This is a genomic window from Rhodococcus sp. MS13 (assembly GCF_013277835.1).
GTDB classification, from domain to species: Bacteria; Actinomycetota; Actinomycetes; order Mycobacteriales; family Mycobacteriaceae; genus Rhodococcus_F; species Rhodococcus_F erythropolis.
The window spans coordinates 495,343-511,897 of the sequence record NZ_VBTL01000009.1 but is presented as its reverse complement, the minus strand read 5'-3'; the positions used below and the strand labels follow the sequence as shown (position 1 = coordinate 511,897).

Here is a 16,555-nt window from a genome sequence, read left to right as displayed (position 1 = left end):
CCCGATACTGGATTGACCGAGTGGTACCGACGACAGCCCTGCTAGGGAGAATCTCGTGTCCATCACCAGTAGAAACATCTCGCGACTGTCGGCTGCGGCGGTTCCGGTAGTACTGACGGTCGCCCTGCTCGCCGGATGCTCGTCCGATTCAGACACCACCTCAGCGCCCGGGCCGGTCGTCAGCGACGCCAGCCCCGGTCTCGACGCCGGGGTGCCGATCCCGGACGGGCAAATCGACGACGCGGTCGGGAAGCTCGACGGCCTCGCGAACGATCTCATGGCAAGTTCGGGCGTCCCCGGCATGGCTGTGGCCGTGGTGCACGGCGGTAAGACTGTGTATGCAAAGGGATTCGGGGTTCGCGAGTTGGGTAAGAGCGCCACCGTCGATGCCGACACCGTGTTCCAACTGGCATCGGTGTCGAAATCGGTAGGAGCCACGGTGGTCGCCCACGAAGTCGGAATCGGGACCGTCGACTGGGACACTCCGGTGATCTCGAAACTGCCGGGGTTTGCGCTTGGCGATCCGTGGGTGACCGACCACCTCACGATCTCCGATCTCTACACGCATCGGTCGGGATTACCGGACCACGCCGGCGACGGGCTGGAGGACCTGGGCTACAACCGGGCCCAGGTGCTCGAGAAGCTTCGCCAACTACCGCTCAATCCATTCCGAATCACATACGAGTACACGAACTTCGGCGTCACAGCCGGCGCTGAGGCCGTTGCAGCTGCGGCGGGCACCGATTGGGAAACGCTGTCGCAGAACACGATCTACGGCCCGCTCGGTATGACATCGACGTCTTCGCGGTTCGCCGATTACCAGGCCCGAGAAAATCGAACAGTGGGCCACATCCTCGAAGACGGAAAGTACAAGGTAGGGCCGGTTCGGGACGCCGACGCCCAATCCCCCGCCGGTGGAGTCAGCTCCTCCGCGAACGACTTGGCCAAGTGGTTGGACATGGTGCTGTCCGGCGGTCAGTATCAGGGGCAGCAGGTCGTTCAGACGGATGCGCTCGTGCCCGCAGTGAACCCGGAGATCGTCTCGCGCCACGCGCAGGAAATCGGGGAACGCTCCGGCTTCTACGGCTACGGGTTCAACGTTTCCGACAGCGCCGCAGGCCGTGTCACCGCCAGCCACTCCGGCGCCTTCCTGGTCGGAGCCGGGACAAATTTCGTGACGATTCCCTCCGCTGACGTCGGCATCGTCGTTCTGACCAACGGCACGCCCACCGGCGTCGCGGAGACCTTGACCGCCGAGTTCGCCGATCTGGTGCAGTTCGGGAAGATCACCCGCGAGTGGCGCCCGCTGTACGAAGCGGCGTTTGCCTCACAAGCCGATCCCGAGGGCGAACTTGCCGGGAAGACACCGCCGACCTCCCCCGCGCCTGCCCCACCGACAAACCAATTGACCGGCGACTACGGCAACCCGTACTGGGGTCCCGCACTCGTGACACAGCAGAACGGTGCGCTGACCTTGACGATGGGTCCCGCGGCGGTGACGTATCCGCTGACCCACTGGGACGGAAACACCTTCACGTTCCCGCTCAGCGGCGAGAACGCACCGGCCGGGACGGTCTCGAAGGCCACCTTCGACGGAAACTCGCTAACCTTGGAGTACTTCGATCACGATCATCTCGGTACCTTCATCCGGGCAACACCGGCCGAATAATCAGCCAAGGACACCCCATGAGTAGTTCGACAGCCACGGTGAACGCAATGTTCGCGGCCCTCACCGATTTCGACGTGGACGCAGCAGCCGAATTGATGACAGACGACATCGTCTGGCAGAACGTCTCGCTCCCCACTCTGCGAGGCAAGAAGACCGTCGTGCGAGCGCTTCGTCTGGTCACCAAGCCTTCACTGAAATTCGAGGCCGAGATGCACCACATCGTCGGCGACGAGTCCACGGTGCTCACCGAACGCACCGACATCCTGACCGTCGGGCCGCTGCGCATCGAATTCTGGGTGTGCGGAACTTTCGAACTGCGCGACGGCAAGGTCTCCGTCTGGCGTGACTACTTCAGTCTGCGAGACGTCGCGTGGGGTGTGGTGACCGCGGTCGGCCGTGCAGTCGTCGGGAGCGGGACACGAAGTAGGCTTGCTCCGGCCTGAAATCACCTGCCGAAAGCGAGCGAACCTGCCATGCCCGAGAACACCACGCCTGACTCCTTCGACGCCGGCTTGGCTGTGCGCACCGAAGTCATGGGGGCCGATTTTGTCGACGCCGCCTTCGAGCGCACCCGCGGCACCGACAGCGAAGAACTGCAGAACTTCGTGACGGCCAATGTCTGGGGTTCGGTATGGACGCGTCCCGGACTGGATCGCCGCAGCCGCAGTCTGATCAATCTGGGGATGCTGATCGCGCTGCGCGCGGAGAACGAACTCAAAGGCCACGTACGCGGAGCACTACGAAACGGCTTGACGCGCACCGAGATCGTCGAAACCGTGATCCACGCGAGCGCGTACTGCGGCGCGCCGGCGGGGCTGGCGGCAATGCGTGTGGTGCAGGAAGTTCTCGACAACGAACTCGGACCGCTGCAAAACTGAACTACTGAAAACCCAAGAATCTCCCCGTGCAGACCGAAGTCCGCACGGGGAGATCGCTTCTCAGGAAGTAGGGCCGAACTCCTCGAGCATGTCGGTCACCAACTCGGCGATCGGCGACCGCTCACTGCGCGTGAGTGTGATGTGCGCAAAAAGCGGGTGCCCCTTGAGCTTCTCGATGACGGCCGCAACTCCGTCGTGCCTGCCCACACGCAGGTTGTCACGCTGCGCGACGTCGTGCGTGAGAACCACCCGCGAGCCGGTTCCCAGACGAGAAAGCACTGTCAGCAGAACATTTCGTTCGAGTGACTGCGCTTCGTCGACGATCACGAACGAATCGTGCAGCGACCGACCGCGAATGTGCGTCAGCGGCAGCACTTCCAGCATTCCGCGGGCGAGAACCTCTTCGAGAACCTCTGGCGAAGCCAACCCGTCGAGAGTGTCGAAAACGGCCTGAGCCCACGGGCCCATCTTCTCGCTCTCACTACCGGGAAGGTAGCCGAGTTCTTGTCCGCCAACGGCATACAGCGGACGGAAGACGACAACCTTGCGCTGGGTGCGGCGCTCGAGAACGGCTTCCAAACCTGCCGTCAGAGCCAAGGCCGACTTACCGGTGCCTGCCTTGCCGCCGAGAGAGATGATGCCGATGCTCTCATCCATGAGGAGATCGAGCGCAATGCGCTGCTCGGCGGAGCGGCCGTGCAGCCCGAACGCCTCACGCTCACCGCGCACCAACTGAATGCGCTTGTCGGGAGTCACCCGACCGAGGGCGCTCGACGAGCCACCGAGCAGACGAAGACCCGTGTGACACGGCAGATCTCGTGCTTCGTCAAGGTCCAGGAAACCCTCGTTGAACAGCTCGTCGATGTCCGTCGAGGCGACGTCCAGCTCGGTCATGCCCGTCCATCCGGATGGCACGACGTCGTGAGCGTGGTACTCGTCGGCAGGTAGTCCCACCGCGCCTGCCTTCACACGAAGCGGTATGTCCTTACTGACGAGGACTACGTCCTTGCCCTCCGCCGCGAGGTTCAGCGCGCACGCCAGAATCCTCGAATCGTTACTGTCCGTGCGGAATCCGACGGGTAGGACCGCAGGGTCGGTGTGATTGAGTTCGACCTGCAGTGTCCCGTTCTCGGTGCCGATCGGTACCGGACGGTCGAGGCGGCTGTATTCGATCCGGAGATCGTCGAGCATGCGGAGCGATTCTCGGGCGAACCATCCCAGTTCGTGGTGGTGTCGCTTGCCTTCGAGTTCGCTGATCACGACCAGTGGCAGTACCACGTGGTGTTCGGCGAATCGAGTGACAGCCCATGGATCGGACAGTAGTACCGAGGTATCCAAGACGTACGTGCGAAGTGCATCTCCCGAATGATTCCCGGCTGATAGATCAGCCCGGGCCGAGTGGGCAGAGACGGAGCGTGATGCAGTCACGTTGGGCTCCTAGGTCTGCGCGGCACCCGCGCAAACTCAGCTCGCTGGGCCGGACGGCTCTGGTGTCAGGTGACGCTGTGTCAGCTGAAACAAGGGCCGGGCGCCGGCCCTCTCGTACTGAGTGTTTCAGTCACGATCAGAACCTCCCGCACAAGTAACTTCTGGTTACTCGTTACTGCCGACGGTACTGCGGATCGGACACTCGCGCCACGGAACGAGCCGCACATCTGGTGAACGCCAGGTAACAAAATGCCACTCGTGTGATTCAGCGTCACTCAGGACTCGATCAGACCCCACTTCGCGGCGCGCACCGCTGCCTGAACCCGCGAATTGGTTCCGGTCTTGACGAAGATGTTCTCGAGGTGGGTGGCGACGGTGCGACGGCTGACGAACAACTCCTCGGCGATCTCGACATTGCCCGCGCCCCTGGCCACCAATTGCAGTACTTGGATCTCCCGTGGGCTCAGATGGACACGATCGAGCGCCACCTGGTCCCCCACGACGCGCGAGCAGGCCGCGCTGGACGCCGCCACCACCTCGCGCACGCGATCGACGACGCCGGAATCCGCGAAGCTCATGTGCAGCAATCCGGTCACCTCACGGCCGGAGAACCCCAGTGCGACCGACGCGCCCTCGGCGTACCCGGACGGCCGCAGAACATCGGTAACCATCTCGACCTGCTCGAATCGTGGCACGTCCTGCCAGAACACCGGCACGCCCGAAGCCTCGCGAATGATGCCGAAGAGATTGCGATCGGCGACGAAGTCGTCGAGCAGGAACTCGAGCACCCTGGCGTCGTATCCGGAACTCGCCAGAGCCCGATGCCGTCCGCTCGACGGGTCCCGGTACGTGACCGCCGCAGCCGAGTACGCGAGTCCACGTGCGCGGAGTTCTTCGGCGCACAGGCCGAGAATGCCGTATGCCCCGGCCGCCGGCGATCGCGGCGCGAACATGTCAGGTCCAGCGCCGCGATCAGGCAGTACAGGCGTCATCACACCAATCTAGCCAATCGTGTGAGCTAGGCCACCACCAGTGAATCGGCCGGCTTCCTGTCCGCCCACGGACGCACCGCTTCGAAGTTCGCGGCAGTCCGCAGAACCAGTGCGTCCTGGCGGTGGCGTGCGGCGATCTGCAGCCCCACCGGTCGACCGTCGGCGGTGAATCCAGCTGGCACGGTGATCGCGGGGTTGTTGAGCATGTTGTACGGGTAGGTGAAGAGCCAATCGAGCAACTGCTCACGCAACGACGCACCTTCGAGCCACGACGGCGCGAACTGACTGAGCGGGAACGTGGCCGAAGCCAAGGTCGGCGAGACCAACACGTCGTAGTCGTTCATGAACGTGGTCCACGTGTCCCACATGACGCCGCGGAATGCGTCGGCCCGCCCGACGTCGACACCGGTGAGCCGCTCGGCCTCGTGCATGATCTCGATCAGGTTGTCGTCGACCTCGCCGCGCTGGTTCTCCCAGTCGAGCAAGTCGTATTCGGAAGCGAAACCGGGAACCCAGATGCCGTTCCACATCGACTCCGACGGATTTCCCCACTGCGGGGTCGCCTCGGTGATCTGGGCACCCAATTCCTCGAATGCCGCCAGCGCGTCGAGGCACACTGCCAGCACCTCCGGATCAACATGGCCGAGGCCGAGATTCGTCGACCACGCGACGCGAAGCCCCTTCACGTCACCCTTCGCCGCTTCGACGTACGAGGTCTCCGCACGCTCGATCGAGAGCGGATCCGCATTGTCCGGCCCGGCCATGATGTCGAGCATGAGCGCGTTGTCGGCGACGGTCCTGGTGATCGGACCGTGGTACGCCCAGTTGTAGAACCGCCCGGCCAGAATGGTCTGCGGAATGACGCCGGTGGTCGGTTTGAGCCCGACGACCCCGCAGAGCGCCGACGGGATACGCACCGATCCGGCGCCGTCACTGCCCTCGGCCAGTGGCCCGAGGCCTGCAGCCACAGCAGCCGACGCACCGCCACTGGACCCGCCCGCGCTGTTGCCGAGCTTCCACGGGTTGTGCGTCGGCCCGTACAGGTGGTTGTCCGTGCCACCGTAGTAACCGCTTTCGGGAGTGTTCGTCTTTCCCAGGAACAGTCCGCCGGCGCCGCGCAGCCTGTCCACGACGACGGCATTTCCCGTCGCGATGTTGTCGGCCATCGGCTTCATCCCGAACGTGGTCGGCAGCCCGTCGACTGCCGTCAGATCTTTGATCGTGAATGGAACGCCGTGCAGCGGGCCGAGTTTCTCGCCCGATTCCTGTTGCCGTGAGAGTTCGGCCGCGTCGCGCGTGACCTGCTCGCGATCGAACTGCACTATCGCGTTGATCGACGGATTGACGGCGTCGACGCGCTGGATCATCGCTTCGGCAATCTCGTTGGGCGAGAGACTGTTCGACGCGACCGACGCCGCCATCTCGGTAGCGGAGAGCCAATGCAGATTCTGTTCGGTCATGGGGTTTCCTTCGCCGGAGGGGTGATGCTCTCAGGCTAGGAAGCGCCGAACTCGGCCACCATCGGTCATGTGACCGATGCCACAATCCGCGACTGGCAAAAAACCAGCGGCCCGGCCCCTCGAAAGGGACCGGGCCGTCGGTGAAGGAATACCTAGACGTTCTTGCTGAGCAGGCCCCAGTTCTCGAGACCGTCGTACAGCGGAAGGTCGAGGGCGAGCTTGGCGACGCGCGCACGCAGCGCCGGCAGATCCGCGTTGCCGGCCAGAGCGGTACCGATGATGTCGGCGACCTCGGTGAACTCGGCATCGCCGAATCCGCGGGTGGCCAACGCTGCGGTACCGATACGCAGACCGGAGGTGGTCATCGGCGGGCGGGGATCGAACGGAACAGCGTTGCGGTTGACCGTGATGCCGATTTCGTGCAGAAGGTCCTCACCCTGCTGGCCGTCGAGCTGCGAGTTACGCAGGTCCACGAGAACGAGGTGGACGTCTGTGCCGCCGGTCAGGACACTGATGCCCTGGTCTGCGACGTCCTTGTTGCCCAGACGCTCGGCAAGGATGCGCGCACCGGAAAGGGTGCGTGCCTGACGATCCTTGAACTCTTCACCGGCAGCGATCTTGAAGGTGACTGCCTTGGCCGCGATGGCGTGCATGAGCGGTCCACCCTGCTGACCCGGGAAGACAGCGGAGTTGAGCTTCTTGGCCCACTCCTTCTTCGCCAGGATCAGGCCGGAACGCGGTCCACCGAGTGTCTTGTGGACGGTCGAGGAGACGACATCCGCGTACGGGACGGGCGACGGGTGCAGGCCTGCGGCAACCAGTCCGGCGAAGTGAGCCATGTCCACCCACAGGTACGCCCCGACCTCGTCGGCGATCGCACGGAACGCCGCGAAGTCCTGCTGACGCGGGTACGCGGACCAACCGGCAACGATGACCTTCGGCTTCTCGGCGAGGGCGATCGAGCGCACCTCGTCCATGTCGATGCGGTGATCTTCCTTGCTGACGCCGTAGGACGCGACGTCGTACAACTTGCCGGAGAAGTTCAGCTTCATGCCGTGCGTGAGGTGACCACCGTGTGCAAGGTCGAGGCCGAGCAGCTTCTCACCCGGGTTCATCAGTGCCATCAGAACAGCAGCGTTGGCCTGTGCGCCCGAGTGCGGCTGAACATTCGCGAACTCTGCACCGAAGAGTTCCTTCGCACGGTTGCGCGCCAGATCCTCGATGACGTCGACGTGCTCGCAACCGCCGTAGTAACGACGTCCCGGGTAGCCCTCGGCGTACTTGTTGGTCAGGACGCTGCCCTGAGCCTGCAGAACCGAGCGGGGAACGAAGTTCTCCGACGCGATCATCTCGAGCGTGTCGCGCTGACGAGCCAATTCACCAGCCATCGCCTCGGCGACTTCGGGGTCGAGTTCGGCGAGTGATGCAGAGTTGACGTCGGAGCCGGGCACAGCGGTCATCGAGGAATCTCCAAGCTGGATGCGGAAACGAATGCGTCCAGTCTACGAAGTTCGCTCCCGCCGTCTCCACCCGGCACTAGGCAGCACGCAGAGAGCTGGGGACCAGCGGCTCGTCGAGCAGCCTGCGGAAGCGTTCGGTGCGCTCTGCGCCCACCGGCACCTCGTCCAGCCAGCCCCCGAGCAGCCGGTATCCCTCGACATACGTGCTGGTGTACGCCCGCCACAGCGGCGAAGACAGGAACTTGAGCGATTGGCGAGCGCGTTCCGGCGTCGACAGCGACCACCGTTCGAGGAACAGCGCCACGTCGTCGAGGCTGCGCCCCTCGTCGTGCAACATCAGAGCGGCATCCTGACGAACACTCAGCAGTTGCCCCGACGCGGCGGAGAGCCGTTGCGCCTTTTCCCCGTCGAAAGACAAGCCGAGATCGGCGTAGATGTCCTGCGCCCACAAGCCCCACTCCGGACCGACGATCGCTTCCAGCGCCAGATCTGCGAGGCCTTCGGCCATGATGCACTGCGGCGTGTTGACCAGGAACAGTGTCTGCTCGAGCTGACCCGAACCGACCAGACCGGCTTCCTTACGGCAATGCTCGGTGTGATGGCCGGGGTAGGACTCGTGCGCGATCAGCCGCGGCAGGTTGGCCATGAACTGCGGCAGATCCGAATTGATCGCAACCTTGGAGCGGTAGTCACCAAGGTAGTAGTTGAAGCCGGACCACGGCTTGTCCCCCACCACTTCGTATTCGACGGTTTCCGACGCCGGAAGCCCGAACGTGCCGCGGACCAGATCGCGCAGCGCACTCGACATTGCCTCGACGCACTCGTTCAGTCTCGCCGCGGGGATCTCGTCGGCCTTGCGATGCGCCTGCACTCGCTGCGCCAGCGGTCCCGGACCGGGCAGAACTTCACCCATCAACCGGTGAGCGTCGCTGTAGGCGTCCTCGTTTCCCTTTTCGATTCGTACGTCGAAGTACGCCTCCACCTCGTCCACGAAGCCGATGTCCTCACCCGCGAACTTGCGCCCGGAGCATTCCAGCGCGCGAAGGTGAACGTCGATGAAGTGAGCGCGCTCGGCATTCAGACCACTTCCGGCCAGCTCGCCCCGCAATTCACGTGCCGTGCGGGCAAGTTCACGCGGATCGGGCTTCGGGGCGCTCTCGATCTGCTTACGCAGCGCGGGGTCACCGGTGAACGCGTCGACGAACCCGTCTTCGAGACGGTCGAAACCCAGTCCGAGCAGCAGATATTGGCGAACAAGTGTGTCTGGATCCATAACGACCGAGCCTAGCCGCTCGCTCCGGAATGCCACCCGGCGAAAGTCCCGGACGTGGCACCGAGCACAATCCGACTATGCACTCGGATCGTGCGCACACGCGCCTGGCTTGCTCGCATAGCTGTTTCGTCCGCCGGGCCCCGGGTTCACTACATGCCGGTGAGCTGGGCTGATGGCGCGCACCAACGAATCGAGTCCCTACGTCGAGTTCGACCGCAAGCAGTGGCGGACACTGCGTAAGTCGACGCCGCTGGTGTTGACCGAGGACGAGTTGTACGGCCTGCGTGGTCTCGGCGAGCAGATCGATCTCGAAGAAGTTGCCGAGGTTTATCTCCCCCTCGCACGTCTGATCCACCTGCAGGTGGCGGCACGCCAACGGCTGTTCGCGGCCACCGCGACGTTCCTCGGTGAGAAGCATCCCGATCGTCAGGTGCCCTTCGTCATCGGTGTCGCCGGTTCGGTCGCGGTCGGAAAATCCACGACTGCTCGTGTGCTGCAAGCTCTCCTGGCCCGCTGGGACCACCATCCACGCGTCGACCTCGTCACCACGGACGGATTCCTCTATCCGACCAGGGAACTCCAGCGTCGGGGCATCATGCACCGCAAGGGTTTTCCCGAAAGCTACGATCGCCGCAAGCTGTTGCGCTTCGTCACCGAAGTCAAGTCCGGGGCGGAAGAGGTAGCGGCGCCGGTCTATTCGCATACGTCGTACGACATCATCCCGGGCCAGTACCACCTGATCCGCCAGCCTGACATCCTCATCATCGAGGGCCTCAACGTCCTGCAGACCGGCCCGCGTCTGATGGTTTCCGATCTGTTCGACTTCTCGATCTACGTCGACGCCCGCATCGAGGACATCGAAGCCTGGTACATCCAGCGGTTCCTCGCGCTACGCAACACGTCGTTCGCCGATCCGAACGCTCACTTTCACCACTACTCCGGCCTCTCCGACCGTGACGCGACTATCGCGGCGAAGGAAATCTGGAACTCGATCAATCACCCGAACCTGGTGGAGAACATTCTCCCCACCCGCCCCCGCGCAACCCTGGTGCTGCGCAAGGACGCCGATCACACGATCAACCGGCTCCGACTGCGCAAGCTCTGAGCCGGCTCAGGCGCCGAACCGGCGGTGCCGCGCCGCGTAGTCACGCAAGGCTCGAAGAAAGTCGACTCGACGGAACTCGGGCCAGTACGCCTCGGTGAACCAGATCTCGGAATAAGCGCTCTGCCACAACAGGAATCCGGAGAGCCGCTGCTCGCCGGAGGTGCGGATCACCAGATCCGGATCGGGCTGTCCCGACGTGTACAGATGACCGTCGATGCCGTCGACCGTGACGGCCTGGATCAGTTCGTCTCCGCTGAGACCCGCACCGATCTTGTCACGCAGGAGCGATTGGACGGCGTCGGCGATCTCCTGACGTCCGCCGTATCCGATCGCGACGTTGACATGTGTCCCGGTTCGGCCACTGGTCCCCGCCGCCGCTTCCCGCAAGCGCCTGGACTGCTCGGGGGGCAGAAGATCGAGAGCACCGACGATCTGCACACTCCAGTTCTTGCCGGGCCCGGAGATCTCTTCGACGACGTCGGTGATGATTTCGAGGAGGGTGTCGAGCTCTTCCGGCTCGCGGCGCAGGTTCTCGGTCGAGAGCAGGTAGATGGTTGCCATCTCGATTCCGGCGGCGTCGCACCACTCGAGCAATTCGGCAATTTTGAGCGCGCCCATGCGGTGCCCGTGACTGACATCGGTGAAGCCGTTCTCGCGAGCCCATCGCCGGTTTCCGTCACACATCACGGCTACGTGCCGTGGGTGCGCGAGACCGTCGAGATGACTGAGGAGCCGTCGCTCGTAGATGCTGTACAGCAGTCCGCGCAGATTCACCGTGACATCACCATGGTGTCAAAGACTACGCCCGGCAGTGACAGCCACATGCGAGCGCCGTCACGCTTTTTGTACGCGTCGAAAACCCGCAGGTAGGTTATGCTACTGGTGCGTAACCTACGGTACCGTAGGTTACGCAGTTCGCAACAGCATGGAACGAGAGGGGTTGCACATGACGGCATTCGGGCTCGACGAGCTTCCGGTCAAACCACGCATGCGCGGTTGGATCCATCTGTGGGCGCTCGGTGTCTCCGTCGTCGCGGGCATTGTTCTCGTCTCCGTAGCCGGCGCTCAGGTGGGCGCCAAGGCGGCTTGGGCAACCGCGATCTACAGCATCACGATCTGCGGCCTCTTCGGCATCAGCGCGACGTATCACCGCATCCAGTGGCAGACCGTCAAGGGCCGTACGTGGATGAAGCGTGCTGACCATTCGATGATCTTTCTCTTCATCGCCGGCAGCTACACACCGTTCGCCATGCTCGGCCTACCCACCCACACCGGCAAGATCATTCTTGCGATCGTGTGGGCAGGTGCACTGGCCGGCGTTGCCCTCAAGATGCTCTGGCCCACCGCACCGAAATGGGTAGGGGTACCGCTCTACCTTCTCCTCGGCTGGGCGATCGTTCCTGTGGTCGGTGAACTGACACACCAGGTCGGTGTGGCGCCGATGGTGCTGCTGCTCGTCGGCGGAATCTTCTACAGCGTCGGCGCAATTCTGTACGCGACAAAATGGCCCAACCCGTGGCCGACGACGTTCGGGCATCACGAGTTCTTCCACGCTGCCACTGTCATTGCAGCGATCTGCCACTACATCGCGGTATGGCTCGTCGTGTTCAACTGATTCGCCAGTTCCACCACCGTCGTCACCGGCCGATCACACACGAATCCCCGACAGATGTACGCGGCTTCACCGTCGTCGACAAGGGGGCGATCTGCAAGCAGCGGTGAAGAATCCGGCGCTCCGCCGACAACTACTGCACCACCCGGGGCAAGCCGGCGGGCATCGGCCAACAGCGAACCTTCCCCGACGACGGCCACCTGTATCGGACCACGCAACGACGCTTCCGCCACTGTGAGCCAGTGTCCCGCCGACCGGGGCGCACGCTCGAGCGGCAGCGTGGCCCTCGCCAACGCGTCCGCCGCGGCCTGGGCGTAACGAGAGGATCGACCGGCATCGGTCAACGCCGCCGCGGTCAACAGAGCCTCCGCGACGCTCGACGCACCGGACGGCGTCGCGCCGTCCAACGGGTCTCGGGGCCGTGTGACGAGGGACTCCGCGAAATCGGCCGTGTCGAACCAGCTTCCCGGCTCGGCCGGATCGGCGAAGTGGTCGAGCGTGACGTCGAGCAACTGCTGCGCCGCATCGAGCCACCGCGCGAATCCCGTTGCCTGGTAGAGAGCCAGGAGGCCGGTGGCCAACATTGCGTAATCCTCGAGCACTGCCGTCGGGGTGCCGACAGCCCCGCCGAGGGAAGCCCGACGCAAATGACCGTCCACCAGGTGAAGGTCGAGAAGAGCGCCAGCGCACTCGGCCGCCGCCGCGATCCAGTCGGGTCGATCCAGGGCAAGTCCCGCTTCCGCCAAAGCCGTGACGGTCAACCCGTTCCAGGCCGTCACCACTTTGTCGTCGCGGCCAGGCTGTGGACGCTGAGCCCGGGCGGCGCGTAGAGCGTCGGAGACCTTCTGCCAGCGCGACCAGTCGTCGGGGTCACGGAGCAATTGCAATACCGACGCACCCTCTTCGAAGGTTCCGGTATCGGTGACCCGGAACAAGTCCGCCGCCCACTGCGCGTCCTCCGCACCGAGTACCTCGACCAGCTGCGTCGGCGTCCATACGTACGTGAGGCCTTCGACGCCGTCGGTGTCGGCATCGAGAGCCGAAGCGAAGCAACCGTTCTCGGTCAGCAAATCGGAGAGCAAAAACCCTGCGGTCTCACTGGCGACGCGGGTGGCCAGGTCCGATCCGGTTCGCCGCGCCCAGTGCGCGTAGAACCGCAGGAGCAACGCATTGTCGTAGAGCATCTTCTCGAAGTGCGGAACCACCCACTCGGCATCGACCGAGTAGCGCGAGAACCCCCCGCCCAACTGGTCGTAGATACCGCCGCGTGCCATTGCTTCGGCGGTGCGCTCGATGCCGCCGAGGATCTCGCCCGCACCCGTTCGCTCGAACTGTCGGAGCAGCCCCTCCAGTAGTGCCGACGGTGGAAACTTCGGTGCCCCACCGAATCCCCCGCGCGGGATGTCCTCGTCACCGAGGATCGATCGACCCGCCGCGTTCAGCAGCTCGGCGTCGATAGGCGCTCCGCCGTACGGAATTCCGCCAGACGCGCGCTGAAGTTCCGTGACGATCGACTGTGCCGCGTTGTCGACCTCGTCGCGCCGATTCGTGAAGGTGTCGGCTATCGCTTCGAGAAGCTGTGTGAACGACGGCATTCCGCCGCGAGGCGTCGGCGGGTAGTACGTGCCGCAGTAGAACGGTGAACCGTCGGGAGTCAGAAAACAGGTCATGGGCCAGCCGCCCTGACCGGTCATCGCGACCGTCGCATTCATGTAGACGGCGTCGATGTCGGGACGTTCTTCGCGGTCCACCTTCACACAGACGAAGTTCGCGTTCATGACGGCCGCGATCTCGTCGTTCTCGAACGACTCGTGCGCCATGACGTGGCACCAGTGGCACGCCGAGTATCCGATCGAGAGAAGGATCGGCACGTTGCGCTCGCGCGCCCAGTCCATCGCCTCTTCACCCCACTGTTGCCAGTGGACCGGATTGTCGGCGTGCTGACGCAGGTAGGGGCTCGAGGACCCACCCAGGTTGTTCCGCAGCCGTGGGTCCATCGTCGCTACCTCGTTTGTCTCAGGATTCTTGCTTCGGCTTCTTCTCGGTAGAGACGTTCGGTTCCGCCGGGCTCGGAGCTGTGATCGCTCCCCGGTCGGTGCCTTCGTCTGCCTGCTGATCGAGTTCGGGATGATCCGGTTCGAACGTTTCCGGCAGCTTCTTGAGCTGGCGATTCATCGACCGAACCAAGAGGATCACACCGATGAGCAGCGCAAGAATCACCAGCAGGCCGACCGGAGACGACTTTCCGAACTCCGGACCGGATGGGTTACTCGGGGTCTGAGCAAGAAATTGTGTGGTGCCGAGAACTACCTCGGCGGACAGAGCATTCACTTCTGAGCGTCCTCTTCGAGACCTGCGAACAGGTCGGTTTCCGGAATGGACGTGGTGACCCGCGTCTTGGCGAGCTCGAATTCCTCGGTGGGCCAGATCTTCTGCTGAATATCGAGCGGCACAGCGAAGAACGAACCGTTGGGATCGATCTGCGTCGCGTGCGCACGCAGAGCGTCGTCGCGCTGGGGAAAGTAGTCGCCGCACGTGACCTGAGTGGTCACCCGGACCATCATGTCGCCGCGCTCGGTCTTCCACTTCTTGAGCCAGTCCGCCATCGGGAACGGCTCACCGCGACGCTCGTACTCCTCCTGGAAGAGTTCGAGGCGCTTACGGATGAATCCGTGCGAGTAGTAGACCTTCTTGATTTCCCACGGCTGACCGTCCTCGGGGAAGTACTCGGGATCGGCAGCGGCCTCGTAGGCAGCCATCGACACCTCGTGGCACCGGATGTGATCCGGGTGCGGGTATCCGCCGTTCTCGTCGTACGTCGTGACGACGTGGGGACGGAACTCGCGAATCACCTTGACCAGAGCGCGCGTCGACTCTTCGAGCGGAACGAGGGCGAAGCACCCTTCGGGCAGCGGAGGAAGAGGATCACCCTCAGGGAGCCCGGAATCGACGAAACCGAGCCAGCGCTGTTTCACGCCCAAGATGCGAGCGGCCTCGGCCATCTCCTCCTGGCGAACTTCGCTGATTCGATCGCGGACACCGGGAACGTCCATGGCCGGGTTGAGAATGTCGCCACGCTCACCCCCGGTGAGCGTCAGGACCATCACTTCGTGGCCTTCGGCTGCATAACGGGCGGTGGTGGCCGCACCCTTGCTCGACTCGTCGTCGGGATGGGCATGGACGGCCATGAGCCGGAATCCGCTCACGTGTTCGTTCACCTCAACTTCACCTGTAGCCGTTGCCGGCAGTTCACTTGTAGCCGTCACCGGCAGTTCACCTGTAGCCGTCACCGGCAGTCTTCGAGTCACACGCTGTGCACCGCTCGGATTACTCCGGGTGGTTGCCGTCAAACGTACCGACTGCCGACAAACCTACCGACGGCGCGACGGGACACGTCCTCTATAGTTCCACCCGAGAGTTCCTGGCGCAGCCGTGACCCCTTCGGTAATTCGGCGGGACACAGTCAGTTGCTGCACGACACGTGAACTCGAGTCTTCGAGAGCAGAGTGATGAGCAAACCGCTTCCCCAAGATCGGTACCCGAGCACAACTCGCACGAGCAGTCCCCGCAAGTGGATGGTGTGGGCTCTGACCGCACTCGTCATCGTGGTAGGCGGCGGAATCGCGTACTACGCGTACGGAAAATTTGCGGTCAAGGAAATCGAGACCGAGACCATCTCGTTCGACATCGCCAACGACTCCACGGTGAAGATTCGCTTCACCGTCACACGCGACGACTCGTCACGTGACGCGATGTGCATCGTGCGCGCTCGCTCGAAGGACGGATCCGAAACCGGACGACGTGAGGTCTACGTCCCGTCCTCCGAGCATCAGACCCTCGAGTTCAACACCGAGGTCAAGACGTCCCAGCCGCCAGGCATGGCCGACGTCTACGGCTGTAGCTTCGACGTTCCGGAGTACCTGACCAAGAGCTGACCTCGGAACGCATCCACCCTGCCGGACGTTTGGCGCCGGACAGGGCGGGTAGTCATGCGTGATAGAATTGCCCGATACACGGTTCCGGGTGGAACCGTGTATTGCTGCATTGACGCAAGGTTTGACGGCAAGGTTGCATCCCTGGTGGTGCTTCCGAGTCGTTGTTCGCTGCTGTTGCAGCGATCGTCGAGGGAGCCCCCGGCTCCGACTACTAGGGAGTGATCGAGATGACCGAGACCCAGGTGACCTGGCTTACCCAGGAATCACATGACAGGCTCAAGAACGAACTCGACCAGCTCATCGCCAATCGCCCGGTCATCGCCGCCGAGATCAACGAGCGTCGCGAAGAGGGTGACCTGAAAGAGAACGGCGGCTACCACGCTGCCCGCGAAGAGCAGGGTCAGCAGGAAGCCCGCATTCGCCAGCTCCAGGAGCTGCTGAACAGCGCAAAGGTCGGCGAGGCCCCCACTCAGTCCGGTGTTGCACTGCCCGGATCCGTAGTCAAGGTCTACTACGACGGCGACGAGAGTGACACCGAGACGTTCCTCATCGCTACCCGCGAAGAAGGCGCACGTGACGCCAAGCTCGAGGTCTACTCCCCGAACTCACCGCTGGGCGGCGCGCTGCTCGAAGCCAAGGTCGGCGACACGCGTGAGTACAACCTGCCCAACGGCAGCACCATGAAGGTCACCCTGCTGAGCGCGGAGCCTTACCACAGCTGATCGGCTGTACCAGCTCTGAAA

Annotated in this window: 16 protein-coding genes; 7 read left to right on the top strand and 9 right to left on the bottom strand. The window is 63.6% G+C overall.

What is annotated here, in order from left to right; genetic code table 11:
* The first annotated feature begins 55 nt into the window (after nucleotides 1-55).
* The 3 genes from FEZ59_RS19835 to FEZ59_RS19825 are packed head-to-tail and all read left to right on the top strand — an operon-like array spanning nucleotide 56 to nucleotide 2,547.
* Nucleotides 56-1,669 carry a serine hydrolase gene (locus FEZ59_RS19835; RefSeq protein ID WP_172933070.1) on the top strand — a complete coding sequence of 538 codons (1,614 nt, stop codon included), beginning with the start codon at nucleotides 56-58 and terminating at the stop codon, nucleotides 1,667-1,669.
* 17 nt (nucleotides 1,670-1,686) lie between these two features.
* On the top strand, nucleotides 1,687-2,112 hold the full coding sequence (locus FEZ59_RS19830) for a limonene-1,2-epoxide hydrolase family protein (RefSeq protein WP_019744587.1): 426 nt from the start codon (nucleotides 1,687-1,689) through the stop codon (nucleotides 2,110-2,112).
* Between the two features lie 30 nt (nucleotides 2,113-2,142).
* Entirely contained in the window at nucleotides 2,143-2,547 is a 405-nt protein-coding gene (locus FEZ59_RS19825; RefSeq protein ID WP_019744588.1) for a carboxymuconolactone decarboxylase family protein, read from the top strand.
* Between the two features lie 60 nt (nucleotides 2,548-2,607).
* On the opposite strand, the gene FEZ59_RS19820 is transcribed toward FEZ59_RS19825, so the two are convergent.
* The 5 genes from FEZ59_RS19820 to FEZ59_RS19800 all read right to left on the bottom strand — a co-directional run bounded on the left by FEZ59_RS19820 (nucleotide 2,608) and on the right by FEZ59_RS19800 (nucleotide 9,160).
* Complete coding sequence (locus FEZ59_RS19820; RefSeq protein WP_003945274.1) at nucleotides 2,608-3,975, bottom strand: PhoH family protein; 1,368 nt, start codon at nucleotides 3,973-3,975, stop codon at nucleotides 2,608-2,610.
* A 275-nt stretch (nucleotides 3,976-4,250) separates the two neighbouring features.
* Nucleotides 4,251-4,967 (bottom strand): LuxR family transcriptional regulator, encoded by a 717-nt coding sequence (locus FEZ59_RS19815; protein WP_134999181.1) that lies wholly within the window; start codon nucleotides 4,965-4,967, stop codon nucleotides 4,251-4,253.
* 26 nt (nucleotides 4,968-4,993) lie between these two features.
* A complete protein-coding gene (locus FEZ59_RS19810) occupies nucleotides 4,994-6,427 on the bottom strand; it encodes an amidase family protein (protein WP_019744590.1) in 1,434 nt (477 codons plus the stop codon).
* Between the two features lie 152 nt (nucleotides 6,428-6,579).
* Entirely contained in the window at nucleotides 6,580-7,887 is a 1,308-nt protein-coding gene (gene glyA, locus FEZ59_RS19805) for a serine hydroxymethyltransferase (protein WP_003945195.1), read from the bottom strand.
* A gap of 76 nt (nucleotides 7,888-7,963) precedes the next feature.
* Entirely contained in the window at nucleotides 7,964-9,160 is a 1,197-nt protein-coding gene (locus tag FEZ59_RS19800; RefSeq protein WP_020970259.1) for a hypothetical protein, read from the bottom strand.
* A gap of 172 nt (nucleotides 9,161-9,332) precedes the next feature.
* On the opposite strand from FEZ59_RS19800, the gene coaA reads away from it, so the two are divergent.
* Entirely contained in the window at nucleotides 9,333-10,265 is a 933-nt protein-coding gene (gene coaA / locus FEZ59_RS19795) for a type I pantothenate kinase (RefSeq protein ID WP_003945270.1), read from the top strand.
* Nucleotides 10,266-10,271: 6 nt separating this feature from the next.
* Here the strand turns inward: coaA and FEZ59_RS19790 are convergent, their stop codons facing one another.
* A complete protein-coding gene (locus tag FEZ59_RS19790; protein WP_003945211.1) occupies nucleotides 10,272-11,039 on the bottom strand; it encodes an isoprenyl transferase in 768 nt (255 codons plus the stop codon).
* Nucleotides 11,040-11,211: 172 nt separating this feature from the next.
* Between FEZ59_RS19790 and FEZ59_RS19785 the strand changes: the two genes are divergently transcribed.
* Complete coding sequence (locus FEZ59_RS19785; protein WP_020970260.1) at nucleotides 11,212-11,880, top strand: hemolysin III family protein; 669 nt, start codon at nucleotides 11,212-11,214, stop codon at nucleotides 11,878-11,880.
* On the opposite strand, the gene FEZ59_RS19780 is transcribed toward FEZ59_RS19785, so the two are convergent.
* From FEZ59_RS19780 to mca, 3 genes are read right to left on the bottom strand one after another with little or no spacing between them, the layout of a single operon-like run.
* A complete protein-coding gene (locus tag FEZ59_RS19780; RefSeq protein WP_172933069.1) occupies nucleotides 11,847-13,874 on the bottom strand; it encodes a thioredoxin domain-containing protein in 2,028 nt (675 codons plus the stop codon). The genes FEZ59_RS19785 and FEZ59_RS19780 overlap by 34 nt on opposite strands.
* A 19-nt stretch (nucleotides 13,875-13,893) precedes the next feature.
* Nucleotides 13,894-14,208, bottom strand: coding sequence for a hypothetical protein (locus FEZ59_RS19775; RefSeq protein ID WP_007726381.1), 315 nt, complete (start codon nucleotides 14,206-14,208; stop codon nucleotides 13,894-13,896).
* Nucleotides 14,205-15,083 (bottom strand): mycothiol conjugate amidase Mca, encoded by an 879-nt coding sequence (gene mca / locus FEZ59_RS19770; protein WP_020908526.1) that lies wholly within the window; start codon nucleotides 15,081-15,083, stop codon nucleotides 14,205-14,207. The genes FEZ59_RS19775 and mca overlap by 4 nt, the downstream gene beginning before the upstream one ends.
* Nucleotides 15,084-15,386: 303 nt before the next feature.
* Here mca and FEZ59_RS19765 point away from each other — a divergent pair, with 303 nt between their 5' ends.
* Nucleotides 15,387-15,812 (top strand): DUF4307 domain-containing protein, encoded by a 426-nt coding sequence (locus tag FEZ59_RS19765; RefSeq protein ID WP_021345049.1) that lies wholly within the window; start codon nucleotides 15,387-15,389, stop codon nucleotides 15,810-15,812.
* A 227-nt stretch (nucleotides 15,813-16,039) separates the two neighbouring features.
* Nucleotides 16,040-16,534 carry a transcription elongation factor GreA gene (gene greA / locus FEZ59_RS19760; RefSeq protein ID WP_007726385.1) on the top strand — a complete coding sequence of 165 codons (495 nt, stop codon included), beginning with the start codon at nucleotides 16,040-16,042 and terminating at the stop codon, nucleotides 16,532-16,534.
* Nucleotides 16,535-16,555: the final 21 nt, after the last annotated feature.

Bases quoted from the DNA above. Each gene is read 5' to 3' on its own strand.
- FEZ59_RS19830 (WP_019744587.1), top strand. From the start codon at position 1,687: ATGAGTAGTTCGACAGCCACGGTGAACGCAATGTTCGCGGCCCTCACC.
- FEZ59_RS19825 (WP_019744588.1), top strand. From the start codon at position 2,143: ATGCCCGAGAACACCACGCCTGACTCCTTCGACGCCGGCTTGGCTGTG.
- FEZ59_RS19815 (WP_134999181.1), bottom strand. From the start codon at position 4,967: ATGACGCCTGTACTGCCTGATCGCGGCGCTGGACCTGACATGTTCGCG.
- FEZ59_RS19810 (WP_019744590.1), bottom strand. From the start codon at position 6,427: ATGACCGAACAGAATCTGCATTGGCTCTCCGCTACCGAGATGGCGGCG.
- glyA (WP_003945195.1), bottom strand. From the start codon at position 7,887: ATGACCGCTGTGCCCGGCTCCGACGTCAACTCTGCATCACTCGCCGAA.
- FEZ59_RS19800 (WP_020970259.1), bottom strand. From the start codon at position 9,160: ATGGATCCAGACACACTTGTTCGCCAATATCTGCTGCTCGGACTGGGT.
- coaA (WP_003945270.1), top strand. From the start codon at position 9,333: ATGGCGCGCACCAACGAATCGAGTCCCTACGTCGAGTTCGACCGCAAG.
- FEZ59_RS19785 (WP_020970260.1), top strand. From the start codon at position 11,212: ATGACGGCATTCGGGCTCGACGAGCTTCCGGTCAAACCACGCATGCGC.
- FEZ59_RS19780 (WP_172933069.1), bottom strand. From the start codon at position 13,874: ATGGACCCACGGCTGCGGAACAACCTGGGTGGGTCCTCGAGCCCCTAC.
- FEZ59_RS19765 (WP_021345049.1), top strand. From the start codon at position 15,387: ATGAGCAAACCGCTTCCCCAAGATCGGTACCCGAGCACAACTCGCACG.
- greA (WP_007726385.1), top strand. From the start codon at position 16,040: ATGACCGAGACCCAGGTGACCTGGCTTACCCAGGAATCACATGACAGG.